Here is a 17,867-nt window from a genome sequence, read left to right as displayed (position 1 = left end):
ATTGAGCCACTCGATTAACTCGACTTTCATCCCATCGCTCACCTGTCGGTAGAGCGTGGGGCTTCCCATCGAACTAGCTAAAGAATCTTTGCCGTTTCAGGATACCCTGACATTCCTGGCTGATTTTCGGTAAAATGTAATCATTAATACAGATTCTTCTTCTTTTTTATTAAAATCCGCTAGGATGTTGAGGGCTAAGAATTTAAACTTTTTTGCCCAGTCGCTGGCTTATGCCAGTCTGTCGCTCCAATCCTAACGGCTCATCTCCTTAATTGAGGCTCTTTACATCTCAAAAATTTTAAAAAAAGCTGAAGAAATCGCCATAATTATGCCTTTTTCCCGTCCTGATCGCAATTTTTATAAACCTTATACCAATCCTGTTCTGCAAACGGCGGATCTAACTAAACCGATGCTTACCTCAGACGACCATTATTCCTTACCGAGACATATCCCCCAATCGAGCCTGAGTCAAATTCGGGGGGATGTCAATGAGACAATTCGTGCCCATGCTACGTCAGCAAAAGTCAGTCAGGATCAGTTGCTTAATCCCTACTCACTGGAAGACAATTTAACCCTCTGCCCCACCTTAAATTTTTATCAGTCTTCTTCCCAACCGCTTAATGAAACGGCTCAACTGCATTTGCAAAATATTCGTCAGAATCTAGAAAGACGGATTGAGTCGGCAAAAGAGGCCGGTAATGAGAGCTTAGTTAGGGTATTAGAGTTGGAATGCCAAAGCCTCGCCCTATAATTAATAGGCTTTTACCTTGATTGACACTATACTTTTTGGGGTAAAGCAACAGAGACAACTTCATGCGAGTCATCTTTTTTGGTACCCCCCAATTTGCTGTTCCCACTCTCAATGCCCTTCTCCAATCTGAGGGGCGATCGCTGTTGGGGGTGGTGACTCAGCCGGATAAAAGACGGGGGCGGGGCAAACAAATGATTCCCTCTCCAGTCAAGGAAGTGGCTTTGGCCGAGAATCTTCCCATTTGGCAACCTGCTCGACTGAGAAAGGATGTAGAAACCATTGCCGCCTTAAAAGCCGCCGAGGCCGATGTTTTTGTTGTGGTTGCCTATGGTCAAATTCTGTCCCCAGAAGTTCTTGCTATTCCCAAGTTTGGCTGTATTAATGTTCATGGTTCTCTTTTGCCCCAATATCGAGGAGCCGCTCCCATGCAATGGGCTTTGTATAACGGCGATCGCGAAACAGGAATCACGACCATGTTGATGGATGAGGGTATGGATACGGGAGCCAGTTTACTCAAGATTTCGACCCCAATTCAGCTATTAGATAATATTCAAAGTTTGGGGGCAAGATTAGCTGAGGATGGCGCGAATTTATTATTAGCAACCTTAAGCCAGTTAGAACAGGGAACGATAACGCCGATTCCCCAAAATTCTCAAGCCGCTACCTATGCACCTCTACTCAAAAAATCTGATTTCAGTCTAGATTGGCAGCGATCGGCGATCGCGATTCATAACCAGGTACGGGGTTTTTATGCCAATGGTTGGACAACCTTTCGGGAACAAACGTTAAAAGTTTTAGCGACAATTCCTTTGGGAGAAGATTATTGGCCCCAATTGCCAGAAAGGTTTCAGGAGTTAGTTAAGCATTGGCCTGATTTGCAAGGGTTAACCGGTCAGCCAGGGGAAGTGGTCGCCATTCTCAAAAACTGGGGGCCGGTTGTGCGAACGGGAGACGGTCTATTGCTATTAACAGAAGTGCAATTAGCCGGTAAAAGAGTACAATCTGGTGGGGATTGGGTTAATGGAACCCATCTACAACAGGGGGAAGTGTTAAGGAATACAACTCTGAATGTTGACTAACTAGTTCCCCAGGGCGATCGCCTCTAAATTCTAGACTCTTTATGTGCTAATCTTTTTAGTGTGTTCTATACAGAATCAGTCAGGATAGCCGAAACCTTTACCTAATCTATCGTTAAAAATTAAAATGCGTTTGCTCTGGTTTGCCGTTTGAGTAGAGATGATTTTAAGTAGAAAAAGTGCTAATATCAGCAGATAGATAATGGGTTTCTCTGAGGGAAGGGAACTTGAAATGAGCGATCGCTATTTCTCTCAAGTCAGTATGCTATCCTAATAAGCAGGTCAGAAGGTAAACATCTTTCACAGAGGATTCAAAAATGCCTAGAGATGAGCGTATTGAAGAAATGCCTAGAGATAAGCGCATTGAGAACATAATCAATAGTCGTAAACCTTTTGCTAAAGAACTAAAACGGACTTCAGAGCGAATGGGAGTTGTTTGTCGGTCATTGGCTGAACTTGAGAACTATCGCGCAAGATTGGAATCTTCAGTAGATGAAGCGGAGATCAAACAAGAACTTTCTCAAATGAATTTGAGAAAACAGTTAGCTGAACTTGTCAAACAGGGTAAACAACTTAATATCTTAGCAAAACGCTTTGATCGAGATACCCTGAATATCGGTGTTATTGGGGAGACTGGGGCGGGTAAGAGTACATTGTTGCAAAGCTTGAGTGGTCTGGGAAATGAAGTCATTCCGGCTCGTACAGGTGGAGCTTGTACTGCTGTTCGTAGCAAAATTCAGAACTTGCCTGACCAAACCGAAGTCAAGGCAGAAATAGAACTCCATACGTCAGAAACTTTTTTAGATGAGGTGATCAAGCCGTACTACCAGAAATTGGAGTTAGGCAATCCCCCAAATAGTTTGGAGGACTTTTTTAAGTCTCAAGCATTATCTCAAGAAACTCCTGCTCGCATCAAGGGACAGAAAGAGGAGCAAATGTACAAGCACTTGCTGAATGACTACTATTATACGCTGGAGCAATACAAGTCTCTGCTTGAGAGTAATCAAAACTCTAAAAAGATAGAGATTATAAAAAAAGAAGAGATTGAAGAGTGGGTTACTCAAAAACGAAACGCAAATGGCTTGCTGACAAATTTCAAGCATTTGGTTGTGCGGCAAGCTAAGTTCTTTTGTCAGTTCAAAGATGCGACCATGAACCTCAACATCAACGACAAGATTACGTTGGTTGATGTGCCAGGGATGGGTGATACTCGTTTGGGTGATGAAGAACTGATGCTAGAAACAATAGGAAGGGATGTTGACGCGGTTATGTTTCTTTATCTTCCTGGAACGAAACGCTTTCTATGGAAAGATAGCTTTCAGGATTTGTACTACAATGCTAAAAATGCTCTCAATAACTTTAGTGAAAGAGTTTTTATCATTCTTAACTTGCAGGGAGATAATCAAGAAGGTTGTGATACTCTTCAGAAAGACAGAAAATTTGAAGCGGTTGACTACCGAATTATTAACTGCTCTGATCCACAAGAAGCCTACAAAGTCTTCAATATTATTCTTGAGCATTTAGAGAAAAAGATTCAGGACTTAGATCGTCAGTATTGTCAATCAGTCAAACATTCGATTTCAAATCTTTTAGATAGTATTGAAATGAGTTTAATACAATATCAGAATGTCCTGGATCGTTTTTCTGGTGAAGATGCAAAATTTGAACACTTATTCATCGGCGATGATGGTCATAGTGGTTGGTGGGGAGACATTACGAATAGTCTAATAGAATTTCGGAATGACCTTAAGAATAAATGTAATGAAAATGAAGTAGATGAGGAATTTAAACAGAAAATAGAAAGCAAGTTAGATGACTGCTGTAAAAATACATTACCTAATATAGAAAAAATCAAAAGAAGAAGCTCTGCAAAAGATGGTTTTCGGCCGACTTATGATTCCTACCTTTCTGAAATAAGGACGGATATTTCTCGTCATCTACTTGGGTTAGATTTGGATGTACAAACATTATTAGACAAAATTAAAGAAGATGTTGCTAAGAAGTTAAGAGAAGAAGGCAAATTGATGGGCTTATCCGAAGCGACAGGCTCTAAATTCTTTGAGGAAATAAAACAACAGCTACCTGCCAATAAACAGGATAATCTACGATATATTTTTAACTATTTCGAGCAATATGATGTTTCTTTCGCAGGGCTTGTTCTTCGGGAAATCCGAAAACATCTGACGGAGCTTTATCCTGATCAAAACTCTAAAACAGACATCAACAATGCTGAAGATGTTAAAGAAAATCTAGAAGCAACCCGTGACGAAGTATTAGATGGATGTAAGCAAACATTGGAACCTTTATCCGCATTGCCAAACCAAATTGCCTACGCACTTGTTGAAGAATTTACTGATCACATTTTTTGTTCAAGGGGAGTTCAATCAGAATGGAGAATCTTTCTTTGGGAAAACCGTTACAAAGTTTTTAAAGAATTAGAGGAACTTGGTAAATGGGAAGAAAACAAAAAGGAATGGAAACGATTAATTACCGATACTCAGGCTCAAACTAAGCTGTGTTCTCAGTATCTTTTTTAGTCTGTAAGAAATCTATCTCCGCGCTCTTTATCTTTGGTACGGGTAGGTTTGTCTTATGCGCCATTCTATCATATCCCTCTCAACTCGTTCTGTAGGTGAAAGTGTTGATTGATGTTGGTCATAAAGAAAAATTGCCAATCCCGCTAAAATTAGGAAAAGCCATCCAGACGGTGAAAGAAGATTATCCTTCTCTTTTTGAAGTTGACGATGATTATCAGTCAACTCCTTAATAGTCTCCTCTTTTGTTTTCAATTGTTCCTGTATGTTGAGGTTGGAAGATTTTCATTGTTCAAGTTTACCTACTTTATTTCTACCTGTAAATAATTCGTTGATAGATTATCCTGTGAAACGGTACGATAGGGCTTTCGAGCTTGCGTCAGATGTAATCAACGAAAATTTTACACCAAGAATTATTTTGAGTCTACGGGCTTTGGTATTGACCCAGCAATTCCAAATTCAAACAGTAACATAAGATACAGACGTTATCTCGCTTTTATGCAGTTAAAAGAGATTTCGCTGATTTCTGACGTTTTTTGTACTTCCTCCTCGAATCTTAGCCTCTTGGAGAGTCAGCAACCTGCAAACAAACTTGATCAATCACTAAATAGAGCATTACATTGATTCTAAATATTGGCATTAAACCCCTTGACCGTAACCACTTCAGGGATTTTGTATCTTTAGCTACATTCTGAATTTGGAATTGCTGGGTATTGACCAAGGAACGATGGAGTCAATTTTGGGCAAAACTTGATCAATATGGATTCCCTGTAGAACCCTGATTACACTATCTTTTATCAACTAAAGGTCGCACCATTCAGCAAGCCCTAATTAGGGTCTGCTGAAAAAGTCCACAAAACGAACCTAGATGCCACAGGACGCGAAAAATGGTGACTTCAGAGAGTTGTTTCCAATTTCAACCCCCAGTTTTCCAACGACGTGCATGGGCTTTGAGCCTCCAAAGGCCATAACCTTGCACCTGATCGTTTTTAAAATGCTTGAAAGCATTATCCGGCAAGGGTTCTATACTTATTCAGCAAGCCCTAATTAAAGTTAGGTAATCGCCCCTGATTGTATTGATAGTTTTATAGATCGTTCACAGGTAGTTTATAGGTATTATCATGCCTCCGCTTCCCCATCCAGATTCAAGCCTTTTATCGATTCGTTGTGCGGTGCTGACCATTAGTGACACTCGTACCCCAGACAGCGATCGCAGCGGCCAGTTCATGCAACAAGCCTTACAAGCGGCTGGCCATTATCTGGAATCCTATCAAATTTTGCCCGATGACCCTAACCAGATTCGAGCAGCCCTACAGCAATTAGGGTCTATGCCTGAACTAGATGTCATTCTTTGTAATGGAGGAACCGGCATTTCTCCCCGTGATACGACCTACGAGGTGCTACAAGAATTACTAGAAAAAACCTTGCCCGGCTTCGGAGAATTATTTCGCTTTTTAAGCTATCAAGAAATTGGCTCCAGGGCGATCGCCTCCCGTGCAGTTGCAGGCACGTATCAGTCTAAACTCGTATTCTCTTTGCCAGGATCAACAAAAGCAGTTCAATTGGCCATGGAAAAACTGATTTTGCCCGAATTAAATCACTTAATCAAGCAACTGCATGGCTAAAAATTAAATGAGTAAAGAACATTTTAAAGACTTGATCGCCGCCTTAAAAGTAATACTCGTCAAGATTAAGCGATCGCTGTTTTTTGTGGTTTCGGTAACAGTTGCAAAATGCCTAATGCCAATTTAGATAGAGTTGGCAATAACTCCGGTTGCAATAACTCCGGCGGAAATTTACTCATACGCAGCGCATTTTGAGCTAAACAAGTTTGCAAAAATAACTCTGGAGTGAGATCATCCATAAACATGGTTGCACTCGTTGCTGTAAAGGCTTGATCATCTCGTTCTGCCACACCGCCAAAAACATCAATTAACCCCTTAAGGGCCCGGCCATAATGCCAACCTGTTTTGAATGATCGTAAGGGTGCGAAAACTTGGCCCCGTTGAATTTGTAAATAGGTAAACCAATTGACAAAGAAAACAATGTGACGGGCTTCTTCATCTAAAATCGGGTCAAATACCTGGAATATTTCTTCGGGTAAGTACTTTGCTTGATGGGCAATATCAAACATTCCAAAGGCAAAATAAGAGTCTAGACATTCCTCAAAGCCAAAGTCAGTAAAAGCCAGTTCAATATTATCGGAAATTTCAGCATTTTCGGGTTCTTCAATTGCAATGCCATAGTGTTTAATTAAATAGCCAATTAAACGACCATGACGGGTTTCCTCTCGTCCTTGAAGGGCGATCGCTTCTTTGAGAACTGGATCTTCAATGGTTCGGGCAAAACGACTGACCATAATGCCGGCTTTGCGTTCGGTGTAGAGAGCCTCTTTCCAAAAAGGAATAGTCTGTAAACGTTCTAGAGCTTCACCTTCTAACGTTGGCCAAGGAAGTGTTTCCGGTTCATAGTCGAGATGGCTATCAATAAAATGTTGGCAGAATAATTTTTTATGTTCTTGGCTACCGAGTTTAAGCATCTTTACTAAGGCATTCAAAGGGAGTATTAAGGTCAGATTTTTTGGGAACTAGTGGTTAAAAACAATCTCTAAAGAGATTCAAAAAAGATTGATTCCCAATTAAACAACTGCGCCCTGATGACGTTCCTTGAGGTAGGCAAAAAATTCTTTCCCTTCTCGTAATCGTCGCACTAACATTTGCGGATCGCCAAGCATTTCCTTGACAATGGGAATAATCGCTTGCGGGCGAAAATAGAATTGCCGATACATTCTTTCTACCGCATCTTCAATCTGTTTAGTCGATAAATTGGGATATTCTAAGGTCGAAAGTTGAATCCCTGACGTTGCAATCAAATTTTGATTATTGTTGGTAAACCAGCCATTGGCTTGAGCCTGACGATACAACTCTGTACCTGGATAGGGAGCCGCAATAGATACCTGTATGGTGTGGGGACTGACTTCGCAAGCAAAACGAATCGTTTCTTCGATGGTTTCTTGGCTTTCGTTGGGGAGTCCAATAATGAAGGTTCCGTGAACAGTAATGCCTAATTTACGGCAATTTTCCATAAATTTACGGGCAACTTCCAGCTTAATTCCTTTACGGATGCCATCGAGGATTTCCTGATTTCCTGATTCAAAACCAACTAATAATAAGCGTAAGCCGTTATCTCGTAGGGTTTTGAGGGTATCGTAATCTAAATTTGCTCTAGCATTACAACTCCAGGTCACTTTTAATTTTTTCAAATACTCACTAATCGCGATCGCCCGTTGTTTATCAATGGTAAAAGTATCATCATCGAACATATATTCACGGACAGAATCCCCAAAAATCGCCTTAGCTTCTGCCATTTCCCGACCCACTGCTTCAGGACTTTTAGCACGGTAATTATGACCACCAATGGTTTGGGGCCAAAGACAAAAACTACATTTAGCTGGACAACCCCGACCCGTATAAAAAGAGATATAGGGATGTAGTAAATAACCAATAAAATATTTCTTAATCTCTAAATCGCGCGCATAAACGGGTAAAACGCTGGGCATGGCATCCCAATCATGAATTAATTCCCGTTCAGGATTATGTTTAATATTTCCATCCTTTTCTCGATAGCTTAAGCCCGTGATTTCTGCATAGGGACGACCTTCTGCTACCTCTTTACAAGTGTAGTCAAATTCATTCCGACAAACAAAATCAATGATCGGATTTGCTTTTAAGGTTTCCTCTGGTAAAACGGCAACATGGGCACCAATAAAACCAATTTCGGTGTCAGGTTTTTGCGCTTTAATGGTTTCTGCACATTTGACATCATTGGCCAAGGACGGGGTGCTAGTGTGCATAATGACTAAATCATAATCCTGGGCGATCGCCAGCACATCGTCAACGGTTTGATTATGGGGCGGCGCATCAATGAGTTTACTGCCCGGAACCAAGGCCGCCGGTTGAGCTAACCAGGTGGGATACCAAAAAGAGGTAATTTCCCGTTTAGCTTGATATCTCGCTCCTGCACCACCATCGAAGCCATCAAAGGACGGGGGACTTAAAAACAGCGTCTTTTTCATTGCGATTACTGGTAACTGCGCTCACACCAAAGGTTGTATCCTCATTAGTGTAGGCAATCTCTGGAGTTTTGACAAATTGTAGATAGTGCCTTCACTGAATTCATCGTTTTGCAACGCCAGGTTTAGACCAGCAACCATAAGCTCAAAAAGCCTAAAAAAGACCTTTGAGCTTCACCTAAACCGCTAATAGCTATGCCTCTAAGGTGGGATAGTCTGTATAACCTTCTGGCCCCGCTCCGTAGAAAGTGGCAGGGTTCGGTGCGTTTAAGGAGGCCCCTAACTTAATTCGTTTGGGTAAATCGGGATTGGCTAAAAAGCTACTACCAAAGGCAACAGCATCTAACTTCCCTTCACTAATGGCTGAAGCAGCTTCTTCAGACGTGTAATTCATATTGCCAATGAGAACACCCTGATAATGCTCCCTAATAGGCGTTAACACATCGCCGTTTTGCTGCCCATAGAGATCACCACGCATCACATGGAGATAGGCTAGATTCAACCCATTGAGACGCTCGGCTAGCCAGATAGAAAGTCCCACTGGATCGCTATCGATCATGCTGTTGTAACTGTTTAAGGGGGAAATCCGCAGGCCAACGCGATCGCTGCCCCAGACCTGACAAACGGCTTCCATCACTTCTAGAAGCAGACGGCCTCGGTTTGCGAGGGAACCGCCATAGGGGCCAGTCCTTTGATTGGAACCATCGCGCAGGAATTCATCTAGCAGATAGCCATTGGCTCCATGTATTTCTACCCCATCAAATCCGGCTGCTTTGGCATTTTCAGCCGCAATCTTAAAGCCAGCAATAATATGGGGAAGTTCATCGTCTCTGAGTTCACGGGGGGTCACATAGCTTTTTTTACCCTCTGGCGTGTGAACCTCGTCACCAGTGATGGGAATGGGACTAGGCGCAACGGGTTGTAAGCCATTATTGAGCAAGGGATGACAGGCTCGGCCACCATGCCAGAGTTGGAGAAAGATTTTACCACCTGCCTTATGTACTGTCTGGGTCGTTTTTTGCCAACCTTCAATCTGGGCGAGGGAATAAATGCCTGGCTCTGTCCAAAAAGCGGAATTACCGGCCATAATCATGGTGGCTTCAGCGATAATTAAGCCAGCACTGGCTCGTTGGGCATAATATTCAGCCATTAAATCGCTAGGAACATGATCGGCAGAAGCTCGACAACGAGTTAGAGGAGCCATCAGAATACGATTGGGCAAAGTGAGCGGGCCAACTTGTAGGGAGTTAAAAAGAATGTCCATTGTCTGAAAATACCTGTCTTTTATTCTTTGAAATGATAACGGCAAAAAGATGACATTAGGATCTGAAAGTACAGGCAGCGAACCCATTGAACCCATGACACCTGTCCCTCCAGTAACACCTCAAATTCTCTGTTTAGGGGAAATTCTGGAAGATTATTTAGCGGATCAAAACCGACTTCCGTGAAATAGCCGCGCATTGCTTCTGCATCTCTCACCGCATAATTGAGGGGAGAAAGATTATTGTACTGATTAATGCCGATACAGATTGCCCAATTTTTTGCCATTGTTCCTAAAAAAAGAGTTAGCCGTTGGATTTTGGGAAGATGCTCTAATAGAACCTCATTACAAACAGTTACAACGCTATCTTGTTCTTAATCCTTACTCTACCCAATTTTTCTTTTTTTCTCGACTCCCTACCTTTTTTGTCCTGTACTTAGATTATCAAAACTAATGAGTCTGATGATAACAGATTGATGGGATGAGGTTGTGAAAATTTTAACATTAAACTCAGGGTTCGAGAGCAAGAAAAAATTGTCCTTAACTGACTGCATTGGCCCAATCCCTAGCCCAATCTAAAACAGCTTGTACCCTCTCAGAATTGGAGGCCTCACAATAGAGCCGCAAAACAGGTTCAGTACCACTAAAACGAATTAGCAGCCAACCGCCTCCAGTCATACGAAATTTATAACCATCGGTAGTAATGCAATTAGTGACAGCTTGACCCGCAATCTCTGTTAACGGGTTGGTCTCTAAACTAGCTAATAATTTGGATCTGGCTTCCATATTAGCAAGAGGTAAATCAATGCGATCATACTCGCTATAAAAATTTGTTTTTTGCTGTAATTCTCCAAAAAGTTCACTAATATCTTTTCCTGAGGCCGTAACCGCTTCCAAAACGTAGAGGGCTGATAAGAGGGCATCCCGTTCAGGAATATGATTCCCATAGCCAATGCCACCCGATTCTTCTCCTCCTACTAATACCGGGGTTGTCATCATGCGATCGCCGATATATTTATAACCGATCGCCGTTTCAAAGAGAGATAAATCATAGAGTTCAGCTAGACGGGCAATTAAATCTGAACCACTCAACGTTTTAACAATTTCTCCTTTTAAGCCTTTACGCTGGGCCAAATGATCAATCAAAATAGGGATTAAACCCTGGGAACTGAGGAAATTTCCCTGACCATCCACCGCCGCAATGCGATCGCAATCACCATCAAAAATTAAACCGACCCGAATTTCGTCCCCAGACTGACTGGCGGCTGTTTTAAGCGTTTGTAACAATTCCGGCACATATTTGGCCAAAGGTTCAGGAGAGGCTCCACCGAAGAGGGGATCGCGTTCCGTGTTTAATTCTTCAATGGCACAGCCCAAAAGTCTTTCTAGACCTCCGGCGGCGGCTCCATGCATGACATCGGCAAAAACTCGTAATTTTCCGGCTTCAATGGCCTGACGAATAGGGGACACATCTACCATTGTCTGTAGTCCCTGACAATAGCTTGGCCAGGGATCAAATTCTGTTAGCGTCCCTGGGGTGGTAGGCGTTGGGGTAAAACTGGACAATAAGGCTTCAATTTGTTGAGTAATTTCTGGCCCTACCGATCCCCCAAAACTTCCTTTGACTTTCAATCCCAAATATTTGGCGGGATTATGACTAGCGGTTAAAACCAAGGCTCCCAGGGCATTTTCTTGTTTAGCCGCCCAACTAAAGGCTGGTGTCGGAGCATAACCATTGGCTAAAAGCACATTGAATCCGGCTTCTTGCACCACCTGAGCCACTAACTGGGCAAAATCTTCGGCCATAAAGCGTCGGTCATAACCAACAACAATTTTACGGCTGCCTGTTTCCCCATAGTTATCCGCTAACACCTGGGCCGCGATCGCCGCTACCAAAGCCACACGTTCAAAGGTAAAATCGGCGGCAATGACACCGCGCCAACCATCTGTACCAAATTTAATAGGGGAAAGAGAAAAGATCATGATATTGAATCCACAGGATTTAGACTGTGATTTATTCTACCCTATACCTATATTTCACAGTTCAAAACCTCAAAAAAATTTTTTATATGTTCACAGAACTCATCTCAGTTTTTATTTAAGCAGTTGGGTTGGGAGAAGAAAGATGAATTTGATCAATATCGGTCAAAATAGTCTGATCCAGTTCAATGTTAGTACCATGTAAATTTTCTTGCAGTTGTATAATTTTAGTGGCTCCAACAATGGTACTTGTTACAAACCAACGAGGGCCTATTCAATTTTGAAGTGCATAATGTCTGATGATATATTATAGAATACCTCATAGGGGGTTTGATAGTCAGGATTTTTTCGAGGTCGATTATTAATTAGGGCTTGCTGAAAAAAGCTGAAACCTTTACGGAGAAAAATAGTAGGCGAATTAAGAACCGCTAGAATGCACGAAAATAGGGTAGAATGCCTCAAAACCATTGCATTAAGAAGAGAGAAAGCAGATGTACCGAAAGCAACAGTACTCAATTGAAACACCAGAAAACTTGAAAAATCTGTTCGGCGGGCAGTTAGACGAAGAAAATCGTTGGATAGAAATGTCAAAAATGATTCCCTGGGAAGAATATGAGGAAGAATATGCAAAAAACTTCATAGAAAAAAAAGGAGCCCCAGCCAAGTCATTTAGAATGGCATTAGGAGCATTAATTATCAAAGAAATTTCAGGAAAAAGTGACAGAGAAACAGTAGAACAAATAAAAGAGAACCCTTATTTACAGTACTTTATAGGAATGGAAAGCTATAGTAGCAAAGAAGCATTTAATGCGTCAATGATGGTTCATTTTCGTAAAAAAATAGGAATGGAATTAATAAATAAAATTAATAAAGAAATAGAAAAAAAAGCGACGGGTGTAGCGTCAGAAAAAAAAGAAAATGAAGGAAAGTTATTGTTAGATGCGACTTGTACACCAGCAGATATAAAATATCCAACGGATATAGGAATATTGAATGATGCCAGAGAAAAAACAGAAAAAATAATAGATAAGCTGTATGAAGAAATAAAAGAGAAAAGGAAAGAAAAGCCGAGGACTTATAGGGAAGTGGCAAGAAAAGAGTACTTAGCCATAGCAAAAAAACGTCGTGTGTCAAAAAAAGAAAGAAGAAAAGGAACAAAAAAACAACTAGGATATATAAAAAGAAACTTGTCTGATATAGAAAAAATGATAGAAGAGGGAGCAAAGTTAGAAAAACTAACGAAAAAAGAGCAAGAAGAGCTTGTAACGATAGGAAAAGTGTATGAGCAACAGTTAGAAATGTATGAAAAAAAGACAAATAAAGTAGAAAACAGAATTGTGAGTGTAAGCCAACCTCACGTGCGTCCAATAGTGCGTGGAAAAGCGGGAAAAGCAGTAGAGTTTGGAGCTAAAATATCGGCAAGTAATGTGAATGGCTTTGTCTTCTTAGACAAATTAAGTTGGGATAATTACAACGAATCGGGAGATTTACAAGCGCGAATAGAAGAATATAAAAGGGAAACAGGATGTTATCCGGAATCGGTTCATGTGGATAAAATCTATCGAACAAAAGCGAATCGAGCTTATTGTAAAGAAAGGGATATAAGAATGAGTGGTCCCCGATTGGGAAGACCGCCGAAAGAGGTGAGCAAAGAAAAAAAGAAAGAGGCACGCTCAGATGAAAGAGTGCGTAATGCCATTGAGGGTAAATTCGGACAGGGAAAGAGGAAATTTAGTCTTGGTCGAGTGATGGCCAAACTACCTGAGACCTCGGAAACGGTAATTGCGATGAACTTTTTGGTAATGAATCTTTCTACTCTACTTCAGAAGACAAAAAGTAAAAAGTTGTAGAGTCGTTTTTCTTGTGAAAAATGGTGTTAATTTTCCTCTCTTTTGTGAGGAGTGATTTGTGTTGACCTTTTTAGACAGAAAGGAACAATAGATTAAACAAAATCTGTATTTTGATTTGTTTCCATAAGGATAAGTTATCTATGCTTTTTCAGTCCATACTTCCCTAACCCACATTTCTTTCGTTTTTTGACTTTTTCAGCAAGCCCTAATTAAATTTACAGCTTTTTCTACCTCTTCTGGCTTAACTATTTTAAAGTTTGTTCCCTTGGGGAAAAACTGTCTTAACAGTCCATTAGTATGTTCATTTACAGCGTTTTTCATTTTGGTGAGGTATTAACAAGCCTTGCTAACAAAGAGTTTAAGCCCCTTATTCGTACCTCATTTGAATGAAAATTGCTATAATAAATTGGGGTTATCTAATGATCTGAATAAATACACTTAATGTTAATAGATAAAGTTTGAGACTTAAACTTATCATGAACTTGTTGAGCGTTTTCAACATATTCCTGTAATATCTTCACGCCAAACCATCGAATCAAGGGCAGAATGTCTTGTACTATGTACCATAGATATCATAAAGGGAGATTACATCTTGGGGTGGCAATAAGCGTACACTTCTTGAGTCTCAACAGTATTCAAGAAATTCATCGAACGAATGACATTTCCCGCAAAGGTATCATCAGCCTTCAGGTTATTGGGATGTTTGCGAAGTGAACGAATATTACTGGCTATATCCTCGCCCCATACCTCCTGCTTTGTCTTTTTTAAATACAAGCTTGATCCCATAATGTCTGGGACAAACACTACTAAAATAGGGGATTTGTCAGAACTCATACCTAATATTTAGGGTTCTTCTGGCTTTGCGGTAGAAGATGTATAATAAGATACACTATATGAGGACGACATCAATGTTATTTTTTCTGGAAAATCTTCTGAATTTACCAAAAGTAAACATAAGAAATGTGATTCAAGAGGGAAAACAAGCGTTTTTAATACTGAGTTGTCAAGAGGAAGAAGTCAAATGTAATTATTGTGGTAGCTTAACGGATGAATTACATCAGACGAACAGTGTATTAGTAAGGGACTTGTCTATCTCTGGTCAAATGGTATATCTGAAAGTCCCTCGTCGTAAATTTTACTGTAAAGATTGTCAAAGGTTTTTTACAGAAAATCTAGAATTTATGGAAGCCCGTAGGAAATACACAGTGAGGTATGAAGAATATATTTATGGACGAGTAAATGTGAGCAGTGTGGAACAAGTAGGTAGAGAGGAATCTCTATCATGGGATCAAGTGAATGGAATTTACCAACGTCAATGTGAAGCTAAAAAAAAAGATTGGCAAGGAGTAAAACACCTCGGGATGGATGAAATAGCGAAACGAAAAGGTCATCAGAATTTTGTAACAGTGTTAGGAGATATAGAGAAAGGAGAATTAATAGAAGTGATAGATAGTCATCAACAAGATAAAATCATCGAAGTGCTGATGAAGAAAGAATTAGAGGTGAGGGAAGGAGTAGAACAAGTGAGTGTAGATATGTGGGGAGGATTTCCTAAAGTAATAGAAAAAGTATTTCCGAATGCAGTAATTGTAACAGATAGATTTCATGTAATGAAGGCGTTGAATGAAGAATTGAATAAAATCCGTAAACAGACAAAATTGAATGTAAAAATCAAGGGAGAAAAGTGGCTATTATTAAAAAATAAAGAAGACCTAAAAGAGGAAGAGTTAGAAAAACTAGAATTGGTGTTAAAGCAATCTGCTCGTTTGCGTAAAGCGTATGAATATAAAGAGTCATTTAGAGAGATATATGAAAAAGTAAATGATAAGGAAGAAGGAAGATTAAAATTTACAGAATGGTTAGAGAATGCAAAGAGCATTTATACAGATGTAATTAGCACAATTCGTAGGAATTTGGACTCTATTTGTAACTACTTTTTGAGTCGAACGACGAATGGGGCAATGGAAGGCATCAATAATCGTCTTAAACTAATCAAGCGTCAAGCTTATGGATTTATGAACTTTGATAATATGCGAAATCGTTTTTTAGCTTGCTTTTCATGATAAGCTTTAATTATCACTCTTTGTTCAGGAGAACCATATTTAGCTAAAAGTTTTATGAAGTTCATAATAAGCAAGAGGTAATTCTTGAGGATTGTTATTATGATTATTGATGACTTTAAAACATCCTTTTATTTGTTCTTCCAAAGTAATAATGGTTACAAATATTCGGGAGCTATCAACTAATTTCATACGCTGAAGAAAACGAGGATTACCATGTTGAAAAGCAGTAACATGATCGGTATCTAGAATATATTGGGTCATGCGGCTGCAATTTCCTCTTCTTCATAGGCAGCCATTTCTTCAATTGCTAATCGGCGACGTTCTTCGGCCATAGCCTCAACAAATTCATCAAAGAAAGGATCATCGTCAAACATTGATGCTAATTCAAGCAAAGATAATTTCTTTTCAAGGTGATAATTAGCGATAGATGAATCATCAACCTGGGAAATTTGATCAATAAGTTCCTCTATTTTTTGTAATTGGTCGGGGGACAGTTGACGAATTTTACTTAAAAGTCTTTGTTCTATTTTGGGATCAATAGTCATAATTTTTTAAGGAATTTAGCTAATTTTCAGAAAAGTATCTATTGTGATAATTTGTATGCCTTGAAATGGGTTTAAAACCAGTAAATCCTGATCACCACTAATAATATACTCAGCCTGTCCACTTAGGGCTAAGTTGAGAATTTTATCATCTTTGGGATCACGACAAACTACGATAACTTCTTTCTCTACAATAAATTCTACCGTTTTTAGGAAATTAGTTAAGAAAAAACGTCGTTCTAGTTGGCTAATATATTTGTCAAATTTAGGTCTAAGCAAAACTGTTTCTATTTCTTCTAAAACTGAAGTTGACATCAAAACTTGGCTAATATCTTGAGCTTTATCTAGGGCTTGACGTGCTTTCCCTGTTTTAGAAAGAATGGCACTGACAATAATATTAGTATCTAAAACAAGATTGGGTTTAGGGATCATTGAGAATTGATTCTAAAATTTCTGGGGTTAAACCATTTGCTTCAGCTTTATCGCTAATGTCATCCATAATTCTTCGTAAGAAAGCAAGATCACTTTCGGCTGGGTTTTGGAGTAAAAGGGTAACAATTTTTGTGATTTGCTCGCGCTCGGCAGAGGATACGGCTTGATAAGCGGCGGCAATTTCAGGATTGACTTCAAGGGTGATGGTTGTCATAATTTTACAACAGATAAATTAAACAAAGCTGTTTTGATTGTGTGATTTTTAAATCAATAAAGAGAAATTACATTATTTCTAAAGTATGTCATATTCTGCATCTTCCGCATTATCCAAAATTTTAGCTAAGATAGATTCTGAAAGTTTAGACGCGGCGGAGGTGAGATATTGATCTGGGTTATTTTTAGGTTGAGACAGTTGATCAATAAACTCTTCAAGTTTTTGGATTGCGTCAGGGGAAAGTTGACGAATTTTGGTGATAATTTTTTCTTCGGTTAGGGTTAGGGTAATCATGGTAAAAATACAATAAAAGGGGAATAATTTTTGTGATTTGCTTACGCTCGGCAAAGGATAAGATTTATCAAATTGTCCAATTTTCAAGGGTTAAGTTAGGAATTTGGCAAAAATCTTGAGTATTTCGAGTTACTAGGATCATCTGATGAGTAAGGGCTATTGCTGCTATTTTTAAGTCTTGAGAACCAATGCGTATTTTTTGTTTTTTGAGGTTCTGATAATGAGTTAAAGCTCGATGATCAAAATCCAATAAATTCATTTTGATAAAAAAGTCAAACGTTTTATGGAGACCATAGTAAGCCAGAGGTAATTCTTGAGGATTATTATTGCTACGATTGATTACGTTGAAACGTCCTTTAATTTGTTCTTCCAGAGTAATAACAGTCACAAATATTTGAGATTTATCAATTAAGTCAATACGCTGAAGAACACGAGGATTTTTATGCTGAAGGGCGGTTACATGATCGGTATCTAGAATATATTGGGTCATGCGGCTGCAATTTCCTCTTCTTCATAAGCAGCCATTTCTTCAATTGCTAATCGGCGACGTTCTTCGGCCATTGCTTCAACAAATTTATCGAAGTAAGGATCGTCGTCAAACATTGAGGCTAATTCGTACCAGTATGATTTTTTTTCGGTTTGATCGTCAGATGGGGATGGATTATCAGTGTGAGACAGTTGATCAATAAATTCCTCAAGTTTTTGGATTGCGTCAGGGGAAAGTTGACGAATTTGAGTTAAGATTCTTTGTTCGGTTAGAGTGTCGGTAGTCATGGCTAAATTGATGAAAATAGTAGA

General features: G+C 39.7%; 18 protein-coding genes and 2 pseudogenes. 6 read left to right on the top strand and 14 right to left on the bottom strand.

The window, feature by feature from the left end; genetic code table 11:
- The first annotated feature begins 328 nt into the window (after positions 1-328).
- From KA717_25995 to KA717_25980, 4 genes are all read left to right on the top strand, one after another.
- Positions 329-751, top strand: coding sequence for a hypothetical protein (locus KA717_25995; GenBank protein ID UXE59301.1), 423 nt, complete (start codon positions 329-331; stop codon positions 749-751).
- Between the two features lie 62 nt (positions 752-813).
- The gene (gene fmt, locus KA717_25990; protein ID UXE59300.1) at positions 814-1,830 is read left to right on the top strand and encodes a methionyl-tRNA formyltransferase; all 1,017 of its coding nucleotides are present in this window, start codon (positions 814-816) and stop codon (positions 1,828-1,830) included.
- Positions 1,831-2,144: 314 nt separating this feature from the next.
- Positions 2,145-4,364 (top strand): dynamin family protein, encoded by a 2,220-nt coding sequence (locus KA717_25985; GenBank protein ID UXE59299.1) that lies wholly within the window; start codon positions 2,145-2,147, stop codon positions 4,362-4,364.
- Between the two features lie 1,118 nt (positions 4,365-5,482).
- On the top strand, positions 5,483-5,986 hold the full coding sequence (locus KA717_25980; GenBank protein ID UXE59298.1) for a molybdenum cofactor biosynthesis protein MoaB: 504 nt from the start codon (positions 5,483-5,485) through the stop codon (positions 5,984-5,986).
- Positions 5,987-6,051: 65 nt separating this feature from the next.
- On the opposite strand, the gene KA717_25975 is transcribed toward KA717_25980, so the two are convergent.
- From KA717_25975 to KA717_25955, 5 genes are all read right to left on the bottom strand, one after another.
- On the bottom strand, positions 6,052-6,900 hold the full coding sequence (locus KA717_25975; GenBank protein ID UXE59297.1) for a ferritin-like domain-containing protein: 849 nt from the start codon (positions 6,898-6,900) through the stop codon (positions 6,052-6,054).
- Positions 6,901-6,999: 99 nt separating this feature from the next.
- Positions 7,000-8,436 carry a hopanoid biosynthesis associated radical SAM protein HpnJ gene (gene hpnJ, locus KA717_25970; GenBank protein UXE59296.1) on the bottom strand — a complete coding sequence of 479 codons (1,437 nt, stop codon included), beginning with the start codon at positions 8,434-8,436 and terminating at the stop codon, positions 7,000-7,002.
- Positions 8,437-8,626: 190 nt separating this feature from the next.
- Complete coding sequence (locus KA717_25965; protein ID UXE59295.1) at positions 8,627-9,697, bottom strand: alkene reductase; 1,071 nt, start codon at positions 9,695-9,697, stop codon at positions 8,627-8,629.
- A 20-nt stretch (positions 9,698-9,717) separates the two neighbouring features.
- A complete protein-coding gene (locus KA717_25960) occupies positions 9,718-9,981 on the bottom strand; it encodes a caspase family protein (GenBank protein UXE59294.1) in 264 nt (87 codons plus the stop codon).
- 253 nt (positions 9,982-10,234) lie between these two features.
- Complete coding sequence (locus KA717_25955; GenBank protein UXE59293.1) at positions 10,235-11,677, bottom strand: phosphoglucomutase/phosphomannomutase family protein; 1,443 nt, start codon at positions 11,675-11,677, stop codon at positions 10,235-10,237.
- A 488-nt stretch (positions 11,678-12,165) separates the two neighbouring features.
- Between KA717_25955 and KA717_25950 the strand changes: the two are divergent.
- Positions 12,166-13,503 (top strand): annotated as a pseudogene (locus KA717_25950) (IS5 family transposase).
- Positions 13,504-13,731: 228 nt separating this feature from the next.
- Here the strand turns inward: KA717_25950 and KA717_25945 are convergent.
- Together KA717_25945 and KA717_25940 are read right to left on the bottom strand one after the other, a co-directional pair.
- A pseudogene (locus KA717_25945) lies at positions 13,732-13,833 on the bottom strand (IS30 family transposase).
- 276 nt (positions 13,834-14,109) lie between these two features.
- A complete protein-coding gene (locus KA717_25940) occupies positions 14,110-14,358 on the bottom strand; it encodes a hypothetical protein (GenBank protein ID UXE59292.1) in 249 nt (82 codons plus the stop codon).
- A 74-nt stretch (positions 14,359-14,432) separates the two neighbouring features.
- Between KA717_25940 and KA717_25935 the strand changes: the two genes are divergently transcribed.
- Entirely contained in the window at positions 14,433-15,587 is a 1,155-nt protein-coding gene (locus KA717_25935) for an ISL3 family transposase (GenBank protein UXE59291.1), read from the top strand.
- Between the two features lie 39 nt (positions 15,588-15,626).
- Here KA717_25935 and KA717_25930 read toward each other — a convergent pair whose 3' ends face one another.
- The 7 genes from KA717_25930 to KA717_25900 form a co-directional block, all read right to left on the bottom strand.
- A complete protein-coding gene (locus KA717_25930) occupies positions 15,627-15,848 on the bottom strand; it encodes a hypothetical protein (protein ID UXE59290.1) in 222 nt (73 codons plus the stop codon).
- Positions 15,845-16,132: a hypothetical protein gene (locus KA717_25925; GenBank protein ID UXE59289.1), complete on the bottom strand. Its 288-nt coding sequence runs from the start codon at positions 16,130-16,132 to the stop codon at positions 15,845-15,847. Before KA717_25925 ends, KA717_25930 begins: the two co-directional genes overlap by 4 nt.
- 15 nt (positions 16,133-16,147) lie before the next feature.
- Positions 16,148-16,561: a putative toxin-antitoxin system toxin component, PIN family gene (locus KA717_25920; GenBank protein ID UXE59288.1), complete on the bottom strand. Its 414-nt coding sequence runs from the start codon at positions 16,559-16,561 to the stop codon at positions 16,148-16,150.
- Positions 16,551-16,775 carry a hypothetical protein gene (locus KA717_25915; protein ID UXE59287.1) on the bottom strand — a complete coding sequence of 75 codons (225 nt, stop codon included), beginning with the start codon at positions 16,773-16,775 and terminating at the stop codon, positions 16,551-16,553. The genes KA717_25920 and KA717_25915 overlap by 11 nt, the downstream gene beginning before the upstream one ends.
- 78 nt (positions 16,776-16,853) lie before the next feature.
- Positions 16,854-17,069, bottom strand: a complete 216-nt coding sequence (locus KA717_25910) for a toxin-antitoxin system, antitoxin component, Xre family protein (GenBank protein ID UXE59286.1) — start codon at positions 17,067-17,069, stop codon at positions 16,854-16,856.
- 67 nt (positions 17,070-17,136) lie between these two features.
- Positions 17,137-17,559 (bottom strand): type II toxin-antitoxin system VapC family toxin, encoded by a 423-nt coding sequence (locus KA717_25905; GenBank protein ID UXE59285.1) that lies wholly within the window; start codon positions 17,557-17,559, stop codon positions 17,137-17,139.
- On the bottom strand, positions 17,556-17,843 hold the full coding sequence (locus KA717_25900) for a hypothetical protein (protein ID UXE59284.1): 288 nt from the start codon (positions 17,841-17,843) through the stop codon (positions 17,556-17,558). Before KA717_25900 ends, KA717_25905 begins: the two co-directional genes overlap by 4 nt.
- Between the last annotated feature and the right edge of the window lie 24 nt (positions 17,844-17,867).

The organism is Woronichinia naegeliana WA131, assembly GCA_025370055.1.
GTDB lineage: Bacteria > Cyanobacteriota > Cyanobacteriia > Cyanobacteriales > Microcystaceae > Woronichinia > Woronichinia naegeliana.
This window is presented reverse-complemented; position numbering and strand designations above follow the sequence as displayed.

Bases quoted from the DNA above. Each gene is read 5' to 3' on its own strand.
- KA717_25995 (UXE59301.1), top strand. From the start codon at position 329: ATGCCTTTTTCCCGTCCTGATCGCAATTTTTATAAACCTTATACCAAT.
- fmt (UXE59300.1), top strand. From the start codon at position 814: ATGCGAGTCATCTTTTTTGGTACCCCCCAATTTGCTGTTCCCACTCTC.
- KA717_25985 (UXE59299.1), top strand. From the start codon at position 2,145: ATGCCTAGAGATGAGCGTATTGAAGAAATGCCTAGAGATAAGCGCATT.
- KA717_25980 (UXE59298.1), top strand. From the start codon at position 5,483: ATGCCTCCGCTTCCCCATCCAGATTCAAGCCTTTTATCGATTCGTTGT.
- KA717_25975 (UXE59297.1), bottom strand. From the start codon at position 6,900: ATGCTTAAACTCGGTAGCCAAGAACATAAAAAATTATTCTGCCAACAT.
- hpnJ (UXE59296.1), bottom strand. From the start codon at position 8,436: ATGAAAAAGACGCTGTTTTTAAGTCCCCCGTCCTTTGATGGCTTCGAT.
- KA717_25965 (UXE59295.1), bottom strand. From the start codon at position 9,697: ATGGACATTCTTTTTAACTCCCTACAAGTTGGCCCGCTCACTTTGCCC.
- KA717_25960 (UXE59294.1), bottom strand. From the start codon at position 9,981: ATGGCAAAAAATTGGGCAATCTGTATCGGCATTAATCAGTACAATAAT.
- KA717_25955 (UXE59293.1), bottom strand. From the start codon at position 11,677: ATGATCTTTTCTCTTTCCCCTATTAAATTTGGTACAGATGGTTGGCGC.
- KA717_25940 (UXE59292.1), bottom strand. From the start codon at position 14,358: ATGAGTTCTGACAAATCCCCTATTTTAGTAGTGTTTGTCCCAGACATT.
- KA717_25935 (UXE59291.1), top strand. From the start codon at position 14,433: ATGTTATTTTTTCTGGAAAATCTTCTGAATTTACCAAAAGTAAACATA.
- KA717_25930 (UXE59290.1), bottom strand. From the start codon at position 15,848: ATGACCCAATATATTCTAGATACCGATCATGTTACTGCTTTTCAACAT.
- KA717_25925 (UXE59289.1), bottom strand. From the start codon at position 16,132: ATGACTATTGATCCCAAAATAGAACAAAGACTTTTAAGTAAAATTCGT.
- KA717_25920 (UXE59288.1), bottom strand. From the start codon at position 16,561: ATGATCCCTAAACCCAATCTTGTTTTAGATACTAATATTATTGTCAGT.
- KA717_25915 (UXE59287.1), bottom strand. From the start codon at position 16,775: ATGACAACCATCACCCTTGAAGTCAATCCTGAAATTGCCGCCGCTTAT.
- KA717_25910 (UXE59286.1), bottom strand. From the start codon at position 17,069: ATGATTACCCTAACCCTAACCGAAGAAAAAATTATCACCAAAATTCGT.
- KA717_25905 (UXE59285.1), bottom strand. From the start codon at position 17,559: ATGACCCAATATATTCTAGATACCGATCATGTAACCGCCCTTCAGCAT.
- KA717_25900 (UXE59284.1), bottom strand. From the start codon at position 17,843: ATGACTACCGACACTCTAACCGAACAAAGAATCTTAACTCAAATTCGT.